The organism is Streptomyces sp. NPDC058326 (assembly GCF_042879855.1).
Taxonomy (GTDB): Bacteria; Actinomycetota; Actinomycetes; order Streptomycetales; family Streptomycetaceae; genus Streptomyces.
The window spans coordinates 177,555-191,432 of sequence record NZ_JBHVZO010000016.1; the positions used below are offsets into that span (position 1 = coordinate 177,555).

The following is a 13,878-nucleotide window of genomic DNA, read 5'->3' on the forward strand; positions in this document are numbered from 1 at the left end:
TTCCACGTACGAGACGGCGCCCTGAGCTTCGGCGCATCGAACCGCGGCGCGCGGTTCCCCCGCCGGGAGCGTCTCCTCCGGCCACGCCTCCGGGCGGAGCGGTGGTCACGCCGCTCCGTGCGGAGGCGCGAGGGCGAGGGTGTTCGGCAGCCGGGGCGGGGTCGCCCTTCTATCTCCAACCTGTGTTGTTCCTAGAATGGCCAGGTGGAGGACATCGAAGCGATCGCTGCACTGCAGGATCCGGTACGACGCCGACTGTACGAGTACGTGGCGGCTCAGGGCCGTGAGGTCGGCCGCAACGAGGCCGCCGAGGCGGCCGGGGTGGCGCGCACCCTCGCCGCGCACCACCTGGACAGACTCACCGAGGCCGGGCTCCTCGAGAGCGGCAGCCGCCGCTTGACCGGACGTTCGGGGCCGGGCGCGGGCCGCCCCGCCAAGGTGTACACGCGCTCGCGCGCCGAGCGGTCGGTGTCACTGCCGGCCCGCGACTACCGCACGGCCGCCGAGCTGCTCGCGGAGGCCGCCGAGCACGCCGGGCTCGACGCCGGGCTCTGTGTCGCCGCGCGCCGCCGGGGCGAGGCCCTGCGCGGCTCGGCGGCGCCCTGCGGCGACCTCGAACAGGCCATGGAGGTGCTGGCCGCCCGGGGCTACGAACCGCACCTGGAGGGCACCGACGGTGCCGACGGTGCCGACGGCGGCGAGGGGGCCGCCGGGGAGACGGCCGCACCCGTCGTCCGTATGCGCAACTGCCCCTTCCACGCCGTCGCCGAACGCTTCCCGCCGCTCGTCTGCGGGATGAACCTCGCCCTTCTCGAGGGGCTGCTCGGTGTCGACGGTCCTGTCCGCGCGCGCATGGACGCGAGGCCGGGGGAGTGCTGCGTGGTGGTCGAAGCTTCTAAAAACAATGATCATTGACATAGAATTGGGGGGCGTGCTGGGATGAGGCCATGACCGCAGCCGCGCACTCCGCCCACCTCGCCCAGCTCAACGTCGCCACCCTCCTCCATCCCTTCGACGACCCGCGCGTGGCGTCCTTCGTCGAGCAGCTCGATCCGGTCAACGCCGCCGCCGACAGCGCACCCGGCTTCGTGTGGCGGCTCGTGGAGGAGGGGGAGGCCGACGCCACCGGGCTTCGCCCCGCCGGTGAGGACGTCATCGTCAACCTGTCGGTGTGGGAGACGCAGGAAGCGCTGTGGGACTTCGCCTACCGCAGCGGCCATCTGGAGGTCATGCGGCGGCGCCGCGAATGGTTCGAACGGCACGTGGAGGCGCACCTCGTTCTCTGGTGGGTCCCCGCCGGCCACCTCCCGACCGTCGGCGAGGCTCTCGACCGGCTGGCCGAACTTCGGGCGCACGGGCCCTCACCGCGCGCCTTCACCTTCGCCTCCTCCTACTCCGCGGCCGAGGCGGCCCGGCACCCCGGAGCCGCGCTCACGGCACGGCCCGACCAACCGTCCGGCAGCACGCGGCCGGCGTCGGCGGGGGACGCGTCGGTGTCGTAGCGGGGTCGCCCCGTTCGGCGGGGCGGCGGCCGGCCGGTGCGGAGGCCGGGGCGACCCGGACCTTCCCCCGCCCGTCGGCCCATACGGCGTACGTGCCGCACGGCAGGGGGAGCGCCGGCCACCCGTGACGGGCCGTGCCGCCGCTCCCACGACAGCGGCGGGGCGGTCGTGCCACCGTCCCGGGGCACGGCGAGGCGGCCGCACCGTCACTCCGGTGCCAGGGGTGCTCCGTTCGCGCGCGCGGTCGATCCGGGCGAAGCTCGTAGGGCTGGGAGGTCGGGCCGCCACGGCGCCTTCCCGACCGCCCGCGCCGCGTCCCCACCCCAACCGGAGGTCTCCCGTGCCGGCATCGAAGCACTCGAAGGTCTACCTGGTGGGCGGAGGCATCGGCTCCCTCGCCGCGGCCGCTTTCCTCGTGCGTGACGCGGGCGTTCCGGGGAGGAACGTGCGCATCCTGGAACAGCTGCCGATCGCGGGCGGATCGATGGACGGCGCCCCGGCTCCGACACGTGAGGGCGGATACGTCACCCGGGGCGGCCGGATGTTCGAGGAGGAGCACTACGTCTGCCTGTGGAACCTCCTGGAGACGATCCCCACCCTGGACGACCCGGCCGTCTCCGTACGGCAGGAGATGCTCGCCTTCAACATCGAGCACCCCACGAACGCCAAGGCCCGCGTCATCAACGCCGACCGAACCATCGCCGACGCCTCCCATCTCGGTCTCGACACCCGCGACCGCGCCGACCTGACCCGGCTGCTCGCCCTGCCGGAGCGGGTGATCGGGGCCCGGCGCATCGACGACTTCTTCCAGCCGCACTTCTTCACCACCCACTTCTGGTGCATGTGGCGGACCACGTTCGCCTTCCAGAACTGGCACTCGGCGATCGAGCTGAAGCGGTACTTCCTCGCCTTCGTGCAGGAATTCGACCGCCTTCACACCCTGTCCGGGGTGCGGCGCAGCAAGTTCAACCAGTACGACTCGGTGATCCGCCCGCTCCAGGAGTGGCTCACCGCCCAGGGCGTGCGAACCGACTTCGGCGTGACCGTCGCCGACGTCGACTTCTCCGGCCCCGCCGCCCGCCGGATCTCACGGCTCCATCTGGAGCGGGACGGCGCCGAGGACGGGACGATCGAACTGGGGGAGGACGACTACGCGTTCCTGACCATCGGCTCGATGACCGCCGACACCGCGTACGGCGACAGCACCACCGTCCCCGAACTGATCCGCGACAAAAGGGACGGCTCCTGGCGGCTCTGGGAGTCCATCGCCAAGAACGCCCCCGACTTCGGCCGCCCCAGTGTCTTCTGCGGCAACATCGACGAGACCAAATGGGAATCCTTCACCCTCACCATGACCGGCCGCACCCTCCTCGACCGCATCCAGGAGTACACCGGCAACGTCCCAGGTGAGGGAGCCCTGATGACCTGGAAGGACTCCCGCTGGCTGCTTTCGGTCGTCGTGCCGGCCCAGCCCCACTTCCGTGAGCAGCGGGAGGACACGTACACGCTGTGGGGGTACGCGCTCTTCGGTGACGTCCCCGGCGACCACGTGCCCAAGAAGATGGACGACTGCACCGGCGCCGAGATCCTCGACGAGCTCCTCGGCCACCTCGGCTTCGACGACATCGCCGACGAGGTACGGGAGACCACCCGGGTCACCACCGTCCAGATGCCCTACATCGACGCCCAGTTCCAGCGGCGCGTCGCCACCGACCGGCCCCTCGTGATCCCGGACGGCGCCCAGAACTTCGCCTTCCTCGGACAGTTCGTCGAGATCCCCGAAGGCGTCGTCTTCACCGTCGAGTACTCCGTCCGCTCGGCCATGCTGGCCGTCTACCACCACTTCGGCGTCGACAAGGAGATCCCGTCGGCGTACCACGGCCTCTCCGATCCGAAGGTCGCCTGGTCCGCGCTGAGAACCGCCTTCGCGTGACGCGGGGGTGGCGAGCGTGAACACGGAAGCCACAGCGCCCCGGGAGCCCGACGCCCCCGGTCCCTGGGGCGAGGCCGTCCTGGACGCGGTGTTCACCCAGTCCGACGTCGGCCTCCACGTCCTGGACACGGACCTCCGCGTCGTCCGGGTCAACACCGTCGCCGTGGGCATCCGCGGCATTCCGGCGGAGCGGCTCGTCGGGCTGCCGGCGGTCCAGGCGTACGCCCTCGCCGGGGTGAGCGTCGACGAGGACCTGCTGCGCACCGTCCTCGCCACGGGCCGCCCGGCGCTCGACCAGCTCGTGACCGGCCGGCCCCTCGTCGACCCCCGGACCGAGCACGTCTTCTCCGCCTCCGCGTACCGCCTCCAGGACGCCGCGGGACGCGTCCTCGGCCTCGTCATCACCAGCACGGACGTCACCGCGCGCGAACGCGCCCGGAACCGGCTGCGGCTGCTGCAGGACGCCCACGAACGCATCGGCTCCAGCCTCGACGTGGAGCGCACCGCGCAGGAGCTCGTCGACGTGACGCTGCCACGGTTCGCCGACTCCGTCGTGGTGGCCCTCACCGACACCGTACTGAGAGGAAGGGAGCCCGGCCTCCGGTCCCGGACCCCCGCCCCCCTCCTGCGCTGCGCCGCCGCGGGCCGAACCGCCCCGGGGCCGCCGATCCCGGCCGCGGGCGCCACCCTGCTCCCCGGGATCTTCGGTGCGGCGCTGCCCTCGGGAGCCGTACTGCTCCCGGGCGGAGGCGAGGGCGACGGCGGGCCCGACCGGATGCGGCTGGTCGCCCCGCTGACGGTACGGGGGCAGATCTTCGGCGTCGTCGCCTTCCAGCGCGCGGCCGACGCCGAACCGTACGGCGCGGACGACGTGCAGCTCGCCGAAGCCCTCGCGGACCGTACGGCGACCTGCCTGGAGAACGCCCTGCGGTTCACCCGCGAGCACGTCGTCATGACCGCGCTGCAGAGCTGGCCGCTGCGTCAGGAGGAGGCCACACAGCGGGCCGTCGACGTGGCCCAGCGGCACCGGCCCGGCGGCAGCGGCGCCGGAGCCTGGTTCGAGGTCGTCCCGCTTCCCGGGGCGCGGGTGGCACTCGTCGTCGGTCAGGTCGAGCACGCGGGACTCAGCGCCGTCGCCACCATGAGCCGCCTGCGGACCGCCGTCCACAGCCTCACCACGCTCGACCTCGACCCCCATGAGCTCCTCGCCCGGCTCCACGACACCACGCTCCGCCTCGCCGCCGAGCACACCCCCGCCACCGAGGACGACCGCCCGACGGCGAGCTGCACCGTCGCCGTCCACGACCCCGTCGGCGGACGGCTCGACATCGCCCGTGCCGGCACCTCGCTCTTCGCCGTCGTCCGGCCCGACGGTTCCATCGACACCGAACCCGTCGACGAAGGCCCCCTGCTCGGCGCCGAGGGCCCGCCGTTCGCCTGCGCCGAGCACCGTCTGCCCGAGGGCAGCACCCTCTGCATGGCCTCTCCCGCCACGTCAGGAGACGACGACCTCCGTACGGAGGACCTCCTCGGCGCCCTCGGACACCCGGACCGTGACGTGGAGGCGATGGCGGACTCCGTGGAGGGGCTCCTCGCCGCCGACCGTGTCCTGCTCCTCGCGCGGACCCGTCATCTGCCGCCGAGCGAACTCGCCGAGTGGACCGTCCCCTTCGACTTCGCGGCCGTCGGCACCGCGCGGGCACACGTCGAGGAGTGCCTCAGGCGGTGGGACCACCCCGCCGACCCGTTCACGGTGACGCTCCTCGCCAGCGAACTCGTCACCAACGCCGTGCGGTACGGTGCCGCTCCGATCACCCTGCGGCTCATCCGGGACTCCGCCACCACGCTGATCTGCGAGGTCGGCGACGCCGGCCAGGCCGCTCCGCACCTCCGCCACGCCAAGGCCGTCGACGAGGGCGGCCGTGGCCTGCTCATCTGCGCCGCCCTCGCGGAGAACTGGGGCGTCCGCTACACCGACGAGGGCAAGACCGTCTGGGCCGAGCTGGCGGCGGAGACGGAACCGGAACCTCCCACCGGCGCCTGACACCGGCCCGGGGCCCGGTGACGCCGACGGCCTCAGGCCGTACACCCGCCGCCGGGTGCGTCCCCGGCCGGGGGAGAATGACCAGGTGAGAACCGAAGACCCCACGCCTCCCGAAGGCGCCCGCACGAAGCTGCCCGCGACAGGCCGCCGCGTCCTCGTCAGCGGCGCCTCCCGCGGTCTCGGCCGGGCCGTCGCCCAGGCGTTCGCGTCCAACGGCGACCGGGTCGCCGTCCACTTCGCCTCACGCGCCGAGGACGCCCGCGCGACCCTGGACTCCCTCGACGGCGCGGGCCACACCCTGGTCGGGGGTGACCTCGCGGACCCGGCGGGAGCCGCGGCCGTGGCCGGCACGGCGGCCGAGGCGCTCGGCGGGATCGACGTCCTGGTCAACAACGCGGCGGTGAACCTCCGCCACCCCCTCGCCGAGACCCCGTACGAGGAGTGGGTGGCGGTCTGGCAGCGGCACGTGTCCGTGAACCTGCTCGCCACCGCGAACCTGAGCCACCTCGCGGCCCGCCGGATGATCGACCAGGGTACGGGCGGCCGGATCGTCAACATCGGCTCCCGAGGTGCCTTCCGCGGCGAACCGGACCACCCGGCCTACGGCGCCACCAAGGCCGCCGTCCACGCGCTCGGCCAGTCGCTCGCCGTCTCGCTCGCCCCGTACGGGATCGCCGTCGCCTCGGTTGCGCCCGGCTTCTTCGCCACCGAGCGGGTCTCGCCCCGCCTGGAAGGGCCCGAGGGAGCCGCGATCCACGCCCAGAGCCCCTTCGGCCGCGTCGCCGAGCCCGCCGAGATCGCGGCGGCGGTCCTCTGGCTGGCCTCACCCGCCGCCGAATGGTCGTCCGGCACGATCCTCGACCTCAACGGAGCCTCGTATCTGCGCAGTTGAGGTCAGCCGTTCGGCCGACCGGGCGGGGCCCGGTCCGCCCCTGGGGGAGACGGTTCCGCCGACTACGATGCGCGCGTCAACGGTGGTGCGGACGTGCGGGGACTTCCCCGGATCATGAGCCGCACCGGCCGGTGGTGCTCCTGCCTCCCGGCGCGGGGTCAGCGAGCGGTCAACGCGCCCACGAGCTCGGCGAACTCCGTACGCTGCCGGTTGGTCAGCGCGCCGTAGAGCGGCGCCTGCAGCTCGTCGGTGAGCCGCTCGGCACGCTCCCACCGGGGGACCTGGTCCGCGGCGGCGGCCTCCGGGTCCCGCCAGCCGTAGCGGGTCGCCTGCTCGACGCCGAGACGGACGACCATCGCAGCCCGAGCACTCAGCCCACAGTGGCGCACCGCCACCAGGTGGCAGGCGCCACGGTGTTCCCGCAGGACGTGTACGCGCTGCATGGCGGCGCCGACCGGGTCGTCGCCCGGACAGGGTTGCGCGCGCCAGCCGGCGAACAGAGGCAGCGCGTCGGCGTCGGCGGCGTCGATCAGCCGCTGCGCCAACTGGTTGAAGCGTTCCACGTCCACGCCGGCGGGAACATGGGCACGTCCCCAGGTCCGGACGGCTTCCGCGTAGCAGGCGGCGGCCTCCTCCGCCGGCATCACGGGCCGTCCCGCCAGCCAGCCCGCGGTGACGAGATCGGGGCCGAGGAAGCCCTGCACCGCCTGGACCACCGAGACCGGTGCCTCACCGAGTACCCCGAAGCGCCCTCGGCAGTAGAAACCGCGACCCGGGGCGAACCCGGCGCGCAGACCGAGGGCGGCGGTCCTCTCGTCGGACATGAACTCGTCACCGAAATCGTGCAGGGGCCGGGCAACGGCGGCGATGCAGTCGAAGATCTCCATGCGCTGAAGGTCGCTCACCACGACTCGACAGGTCAAGGGCCTCTTTTCTGAGGTATCCCGTCAGATAATCTATCGAGTCATGCTGGATATCCGCCGTCTGCACATGCTCAGAACCGTCGCCGCCCGTGGCTCCATCGCCGCGGCCGCCCAATCGCTGGACCTGTCCGCCGGGGCCGTGTCCCAGCAGCTGTCCGCGCTGAGGCAGGACATGGGTGTCGACCTCCTGCGCCCCGACGGGCGAACCGTGGCACTGACGGAGGCGGGCCGGGTCCTCCTCGAACACGCCGACCGGATCTTCGGCGCCGTGCGGGAGGCCGAGAGCGCCGTCGCGGCGGTCAGGGGCACGGTCGGCGCCACCACCACGCTCGCCGCGCTGCCGTCGACCGTCGCCGGGATCGTGGCACCCGCGCTCACCGCCCTCGGCGCGGACCATCCACAGCTCACCGTGACCTGTCTGATCACCGACCAGGCACAACTGCGGGAACTCACGCTCGGTGCCGTCGACGTCGTGCTGGGGCAGCGGTACACCCACCTGCCGGAAGAGACACCCCGGGGCATCGGGGTCTCACCGCTGCTCGACGATCCGCTGCTCGTCGTCACCGCCGGGAGCCGAGCCGTCGAACAGCCCGTCGCCCTGCGGGATCTGGCCACCCGGAGCCTCGCCCTGCCGCCGCCGACCACGGACTGCGGGCAGGCCATCCTGCACGCCTGCCGGCAGGCGGGCTTCACACCGGCCCCCCGCTACGTGACCGCCGACATCACCGCCCAGCTCACCCTGGCCCGTGCCGGTCTCGCCACCGCGCTCGTCCCCCGTACAGCCGTCGACCCGACCACGCCCGGAATCCGCACGTCACCGATCGAGGGCCACCCGGTCCAGCGCCTCCTGTTCGCGGCGACACGGCACACCGAGTCCGCGAACCCCACGACCACGGCCGTCGTCGCCGCCCTGCGCGCCGCCGCACGGCAGGCGGCGCGATCCGCGTAGCCGTACGGCTCCCTCGCGTACGACCACGCCACCGTGCCCCGCCGCGAGCGGGAACTCTCCCGCCGACGCCAGGTCGGCGCGGGGTCACGGCGCCGTCGGCCCCGGCCTGGAGCACCGGGGCCGACGGCGGCAGTTCATCTCCGGGTGCTGCTCACCAGGTGACCGTACGGCCGCCGAAGGCCGTGACGAGGCGGCCGTCCGCGGCGTAGGACCAGCTCAGGGCCCCGGCGTACGAGGAGCAGCGGGAGCCGTTCGATCCTGACCAGAACTGGTTCGTGCCGTCGACGTCACCGATGGTCCGGTCGTTCGTCCCGCTCCCGGCGCGGCAGGAGGTGTTGCCGCGGAAGACCGAAGTGCCCGCGTCGAACGAGAAGTTGCGCTGGGCGTTGTCGACGCTGATGTTGTTCGAGATCGTCATCGAGCCCGGGTTGCTGTTGTACGTGAACCCGTGCTTGCCGTTGTGGAAGGCGATCGTGCGGCGGACCACGTGGTTGACGGGGATGTCCTCGCCGCCGAGCTTGAAGCCGTTGCGGTCGCCCGCGCCGGCCTGGGACCCGTCGCTGAGGGTGCCGTTGTCGTACGCGAGGGAGTCCTCGATGGTGACGGTGCCGATGGGGCCGGTGTCCGTCTTGGTGTACAGGTCCCAGCCGTCGTCGATGTTGTGGTGGGCCACGGCGTGACGGAAGACGTTCCCGCCGCCGACGGTGAGCTTCGCGGCGAAGCCGTCGGCGTCCTCACCGTCGGAGTCGGCGTTGTCGTGCGACTCCGCGCTGAGGACGAGGTTGTTGGACGGCCACTGGTCGCGGGGCGTGGTGGAGGCCGTGCGGCCGAGCTGGAGGCCGGTGTCGCGGTTGAAGCGCGTGACCGTGCGCTCGATGACGTTGTTGCTGCCGCCGACGTAGATGCCGTTGTCGCCGGCGCGCTCGACGACGATGCCGTTGACGCGCCAGTACGAACCGTTGAGGGCGAGGCCCCGGTTGGCCGGGTCCTCGGTCATGGCCGAGAAGTTCAGCACCGGGGTCTCGCCGGGGTAGGCGGACAGTGTCTTGCGGGCGCTGGACGTGCCGTTGTTGCCGGGCGGGACCGTGATCGTCGTGGAGTGACGGTAGGTGCCGCCGCGGACGTAGATCGTCCCGCCTGCGGCGACGCGGCCGATCGCCGAGGTGAGTGTCGTGGGGTCGGCCTGCGTGCCGGACGCGCCGTCCGTGCCGTGGGGAGCGACGTACAGCGCGCTGCCCGCCGGCGGCGGGGTGTCGGCCGTCGTGACGTTCAGGGAGTCGATGTTGGGCAGCCCGGCGGAGGCGGTGGGGGTGAGCCGGACGGTGTTGCTGCCGGCCTTCAGGGTCACGGTCAGGGTCTTGACGGTCCAGGTGGTCCAGGCGCCCGTCGTCTCGAACGACGGCGTCTGCGCGGTGGAGCCGTTGACGGCCAGGCTCGCGGGCCGTGCGGCCGTGGACCCGTTGGCGAAGCGGACGGCGAGTGTGGCCGTTCCCGCGGCGGAGGCGTTGACCGTGAACTGGGCGTAGCCGCCGGTCGAGTTGGTGCCGTTGCAGAAGCCACTGCCGGAGTATCCGGACCAGTCGGAGTCGATGGTGCCGCTGCAGACGGCGGGGGAGCTCTCGGCCTCGTACAGCGTGGACGCGGCGTGTGCCGGGTTCACGGAGAGGGCGGCGAGCGTGCCCGCCAGCAGGCTGACGCAGGCTGTGACGGATCGCAGATGCATCTGGGGTCTCCAGGAGGGGGATGGACGGCGTTCCGGGACTGGACGAGAAAGCGCTTTCCCGGGACGCTAGGGGTGCCCTCATGGACGCGTCAATGGTCATGCATGTGACTGTTGTTCAGATGTATGAATAGAAGGGGTTGTTGGCGGCGGCTGCCCCAGACCCTCTCCACCCTGGGGGCCGGCCGGGCCGTGCCGCGTCGGCGCGGCCGGGCGGGCTGTCCTCACCGGGGACCACCCCGCCGGTCGCGCCGGGTTCGACGCGGCCGACGGAGGTGCTCCGCTCCGGCTACGGCTGTCCGTCGAGCCAGCTCAGCTTGTGCCCGTAGAGCACGCGCTGGCAGTAGTCCGTGCCCACCGGATCGGCGGCGTCCCGGTTCGCCGTGCAGTCGGCCGCCACTCCCGGGCGGTGCTCGGAGAGCGACCACAGCCGGCCGGTGCCGCGCTCCACATAGAGGTCCTCGGGTCCGCGGGCTGTCTTGACGGCCTGCCCCTTCTGGACCAGCTGGCCGTTGCTCCAGTTGTAGCGCCAGAGATTGCCCGGCTCGTCCGTGCCCTTCGACTCGTTCACGTACAGCGTGCCGTTGTGCGCCGCCGCGCCCTGGGCGCCACCGTTGGACAGGGGCAGGTAGTTGGCCCAGCCCTCCGCGGTCACGTCGGCGGAGCGGCCCTCCAGGGCCGCGACCGGGTACGAGGCGATGCGGCCGGTGGACGGGTAGCCGCTCTCCGGACGGCAGTACTCACCCATGAGCAGGCGGTCGGGGGTGGTGCTGCGGTCCAGCGAGATGTAGGAGGCCTTCGGGGCGCCGGTGGAGACACAGGCGTACGAACCCTTGGGGTTGCTCTGTGTCGCCTTGAACTTCCACGCCGCGACCTGCGGCATCACGTAGCGGTAGCCGAAGCTGTACCAGACGTTGTTGTGCCGGCCGACCTTCGTCTTGACCTCGACGTTGGAGGTGGTCTTCACCCCGTCGGTGTCGGTTCCCATCGCGTCGTGCGTGGTGGGGTCGCCGTCCGGGTCCAGGTCCATGATGTAGCGCATGTCGAAGACGCGGAGACCGTTGCGCGTGTCCGCGACGTAGAGGTAGTTGCCGTACCAGACGATCCCGCCGGCGTGGACACCCTTCTGGATCGGGTACTCGGCGGCGTGCAGCCCGTCGAAGGAGACGTGGTCGGCCGAGTTCACGTACGTCCAGCCGAGCAGGACGTGACGGTACTTGACCTCGGGGCTGCCGGTCGCCGGGTTGGTCCGGCTCTGGACGAAGGTGATCCGGACGCCCTTCTGGCTGCAGGCGTCGTTCGCCTCCAGCTCGGCCGTGGTGCAGTCGCCCGTCGCCGGGTTCGGGTCGGTCTCCCGGCCCGGGTCCCAGCCGTCGTACGAGGCGAACAGCTGGATGTTCCCGGCGTCGCCCCACAGCTCGTTGTCCTTGGCGTCGGAGACGCCGGTGATGCCCTGCGGGACCCACTCGCGCGAGACGGAGTCGTCGTTCTGCAGGCAGTACTTGATGTCGGGGTTCGGCGCCGTGCCGAACGAGTCGCGGGAGCACCACGGCTCGGCGGTGCGGTTCGCCCCCGCCAGCAGGTTCTGCACGCCCGACTTGGGCAGCACCGCGTCGAGGCGGGCGACCCGCGTGGTGGTCTCGCCGTTCAGCGCGCCGGGCGACATCGTGAAGTCGCCGGGCGAGGCCGCGCCGCCCGGTGCGGTCCAGGCCTGCGTCGTGAACGGCGAGGCGGTGCCCTCGGCCGTGAGCGGTTCCTGGACCCAGGTCTCCGGAGCGCCCGGGACGTCCTCCGCCTGGGCCGGCGCCGCGAGGCCGGTGATCGCGAGCGAGGCCGCGGCGGCTGCCGTGAGCCAAGCGCGACGTATGCGCCGTGTGGGCATGTGAAGGTGCCTCCGTTTGTCGGTGTGTCAGATAAGTCGAACGGAGGGTTCCAGAACGCTTGAGTCAAAAGCAAACCCGGCCTTGGTGCCCGTAACGACACGCAGTCAGCATCCAGTCAGGGACTAAACGGACGTATCGGATGCCCTTGGGTGGTCCCGGTGGAGAACCGTGAGGAGGGGGTGAAGGTCGTCACGAGATCAGGTACACGGCCAGGAGGAGAAAGTTTCCGGATTTCTGTCACACCGTCGCGAGCAGGTCCGTCAGTGCTGTGAAGACGCCGACCACGGCGGCCACACGAAGGAGAGAAGCCATGACGAACCCCTCGATCTCCCGGATGCCCGACCCCGGCCAGTTCGTCCCCGAGCTGAGCGACGTCAGCGCCGCCCTCTTCCGGGCCACCGGCAACCGCTCGGTGCCGCGCACCACGATGAACCTCGTGCACCTCCGCGCCGGGCAGATCGTCGGCAACACCTACCTGACCATCCTGAACACCGCGTTCCTCCGTAAGGCCGGCGAGACCGAGGAGCGCATCACGGCCGTCTCCTCCTGGCAGGACGCCCTTTGCTTCACCGACGCCGAGCGCGCCGCGCTCGCCCTGCTGGAGGCCACCCTCCAGCCCGCCCCGCACGGCAGGGAGCGCGTCACCGACGAGCTGTACGCCGAGGTCGCGAAGCACTACGACGACAAGGCGCTCGCCACCCTCACCCTCGCGATCGGCCAGATCAACTTCTTCATCGCCCTCGCCGTCATCGGCAAGCCGCAGCCGGTCACCTCCCTCTCGGACGAGCAGTGGGGCTGACGGAAGCCCGCTGACGGCGCGCCAGACATGGAGCCTGCGCCCCGGCCCACGGTTCCGGCGGGAGAGCCGGAGAGGGCGGCGCACTCCGACGTGGTGTGCCGGAGTGCGCCGCCCTCGTGCGATGCGTGGGTTACCGGGGATCGCGGTTGTAGACGGACGTGGACCAGCGGTGGCCGAGTGCGGTGAGGGCGAGGCACCAGGCGAGGGCGAGCCAGCCGTTGTGGCCGATCTCGGTGCCGAGGAGCAGTCCCCGGAGGGTCTCGATGGCGGGGGTGAAGGGCTGGTACTCGGCGATCGGCTGGAACCAGCCCGGCATCGTGTGGGCCGGGATGAACGCGCTGGAGATCAGCGGCAGGAGGATCAGCGGCATGGCCATGTTGCTGGCCGCCTCCGGGTTGGGGCTGGCCATGCCCATCCCCACCGCGATCCAGGTGAGCGCCAGGGCGAACAGCGCGAGGAGTCCGAGCGCCGCCACCCACTCGAGCGCCGTGGCGTCGGTGGACCGGAAGCCGATGGCCACGGCGACGGCGCCGACGAGGATCAGACTGGCGAGCACCTGCAGCACACTGCCGAGGACATGGCCGACGAGCAGGGAGCCCCGGTGGATTGCCATGGTGCGGAACCGGGCGACGAGGCCTTCGGACATGTCCATGGAGACGGAGATCGCGGCTCCGATCACGGTGCTGCCGATGGTCATCATCAGCAGGCCCGGGACGATGTAGGCGATGTAGTCAGAGCGGTCCGCGCTGCCGCCGCCGATTCCCGCGCTCATCACGTCTCCGAAGATGTAGACGAAGAGCAGGAGCAGCATGATCGGCGTGAGCAGCAGGTTCAGGGTCATGGACGGGTAGCGCCGGGCGTGGAGGAGGTTGCGGCGCAGCATCGTCGCCGAGTCGCGGACGGCGAGGGACAGGGTGCTCATCGGACGGACTCCTTGGACGGGTGGGGGTTGTTGCCGGTGGTGAGGGCGAAGAAGACGTCGTCGAGGTCGGGGGTGTGGACGGTGAGTTCGTCGGCTTCGATGCCGGCGGCGTCGAGGCCGTCGAGGAGGGTGCGGAGTTCGCGCTGGGTGCCGTCGCTGGGGATCTGGAGGGTGAGTGCGTCGTCGTCGCGGGTGGTGGCGGGCAGTGTGGTGGCTGCGGTGCGGTAGGTGGTGGGGTCGGTGAAGCGGAGGCGGACGTGGCCGCCGGGGATGAGTCGCTTGAGTTCTTCGGCGGTGCCTTCGGCGGCGAT

General features: G+C 71.8%; 11 protein-coding genes and 1 pseudogene. 7 read left to right on the top strand and 5 right to left on the bottom strand.

Features of this window, described 5'->3' with window-relative positions:
- Window positions 1–204: 204 nt before the first annotated feature.
- The 5 genes from ACFVYX_RS26795 (at window position 205) to ACFVYX_RS26815 (ending at window position 6,371) form a co-directional block, all read left to right on the top strand.
- Entirely contained in the window at window positions 205–915 is a 711-nt protein-coding gene (locus ACFVYX_RS26795; protein WP_389684049.1) for a helix-turn-helix transcriptional regulator, read from the top strand.
- 32 nt (window positions 916–947) lie between these two features.
- Window positions 948–1,502 (top strand): DUF3291 domain-containing protein, encoded by a 555-nt coding sequence (locus ACFVYX_RS26800; RefSeq protein ID WP_389684050.1) that lies wholly within the window; start codon window positions 948–950, stop codon window positions 1,500–1,502.
- Window positions 1,503–1,842: 340 nt separating this feature from the next.
- Entirely contained in the window at window positions 1,843–3,435 is a 1,593-nt protein-coding gene (locus ACFVYX_RS26805) for an oleate hydratase (RefSeq protein WP_389684051.1), read from the top strand.
- A gap of 16 nt (window positions 3,436–3,451) precedes the next feature.
- Entirely contained in the window at window positions 3,452–5,479 is a 2,028-nt protein-coding gene (locus tag ACFVYX_RS26810; protein ID WP_389684052.1) for a SpoIIE family protein phosphatase, read from the top strand.
- Window positions 5,480–5,564: 85 nt separating this feature from the next.
- Window positions 5,565–6,371 carry an SDR family NAD(P)-dependent oxidoreductase gene (locus tag ACFVYX_RS26815; protein ID WP_389684053.1) on the top strand — a complete coding sequence of 269 codons (807 nt, stop codon included), beginning with the start codon at window positions 5,565–5,567 and terminating at the stop codon, window positions 6,369–6,371.
- A 158-nt stretch (window positions 6,372–6,529) separates the two neighbouring features.
- Here ACFVYX_RS26815 and ACFVYX_RS26820 read toward each other — a convergent pair whose 3' ends face one another.
- A complete protein-coding gene (locus ACFVYX_RS26820) occupies window positions 6,530–7,258 on the bottom strand; it encodes a hypothetical protein (RefSeq protein ID WP_389684054.1) in 729 nt (242 codons plus the stop codon).
- A gap of 79 nt (window positions 7,259–7,337) precedes the next feature.
- On the opposite strand from ACFVYX_RS26820, the gene ACFVYX_RS26825 reads away from it, so the two are divergent.
- The gene (locus ACFVYX_RS26825) at window positions 7,338–8,243 is read left to right on the top strand and encodes a LysR substrate-binding domain-containing protein (protein ID WP_389684055.1); all 906 of its coding nucleotides are present in this window, start codon (window positions 7,338–7,340) and stop codon (window positions 8,241–8,243) included.
- A 151-nt stretch (window positions 8,244–8,394) separates the two neighbouring features.
- Here the strand turns inward: ACFVYX_RS26825 and ACFVYX_RS26830 are convergent, their stop codons facing one another.
- On the bottom strand, window positions 8,395–9,966 hold the full coding sequence (locus ACFVYX_RS26830) for a carbohydrate-binding protein (protein WP_389684056.1): 1,572 nt from the start codon (window positions 9,964–9,966) through the stop codon (window positions 8,395–8,397).
- 286 nt (window positions 9,967–10,252) lie between these two features.
- Window positions 10,253–11,845, bottom strand: a complete 1,593-nt coding sequence (locus ACFVYX_RS26835; RefSeq protein WP_389684057.1) for a hypothetical protein — start codon at window positions 11,843–11,845, stop codon at window positions 10,253–10,255.
- A gap of 311 nt (window positions 11,846–12,156) precedes the next feature.
- Here ACFVYX_RS26835 and ACFVYX_RS26840 point away from each other — a divergent pair, with 311 nt between their 5' ends.
- Window positions 12,157–12,645 carry a carboxymuconolactone decarboxylase family protein gene (locus ACFVYX_RS26840; protein ID WP_389684058.1) on the top strand — a complete coding sequence of 163 codons (489 nt, stop codon included), beginning with the start codon at window positions 12,157–12,159 and terminating at the stop codon, window positions 12,643–12,645.
- A 130-nt stretch (window positions 12,646–12,775) separates the two neighbouring features.
- Here the strand turns inward: ACFVYX_RS26840 and ACFVYX_RS26845 are convergent, their stop codons facing one another.
- Together ACFVYX_RS26845 and ACFVYX_RS26850 are read right to left on the bottom strand one after the other, a co-directional pair.
- Window positions 12,776–13,567 carry an ABC transporter permease gene (locus tag ACFVYX_RS26845; protein ID WP_389684059.1) on the bottom strand — a complete coding sequence of 264 codons (792 nt, stop codon included), beginning with the start codon at window positions 13,565–13,567 and terminating at the stop codon, window positions 12,776–12,778.
- Window positions 13,564–13,878: pseudogene (locus ACFVYX_RS26850) on the bottom strand (ABC transporter); the annotation flags it as partial. The pseudogene ACFVYX_RS26850 and the gene ACFVYX_RS26845, both read right to left, overlap by 4 nt.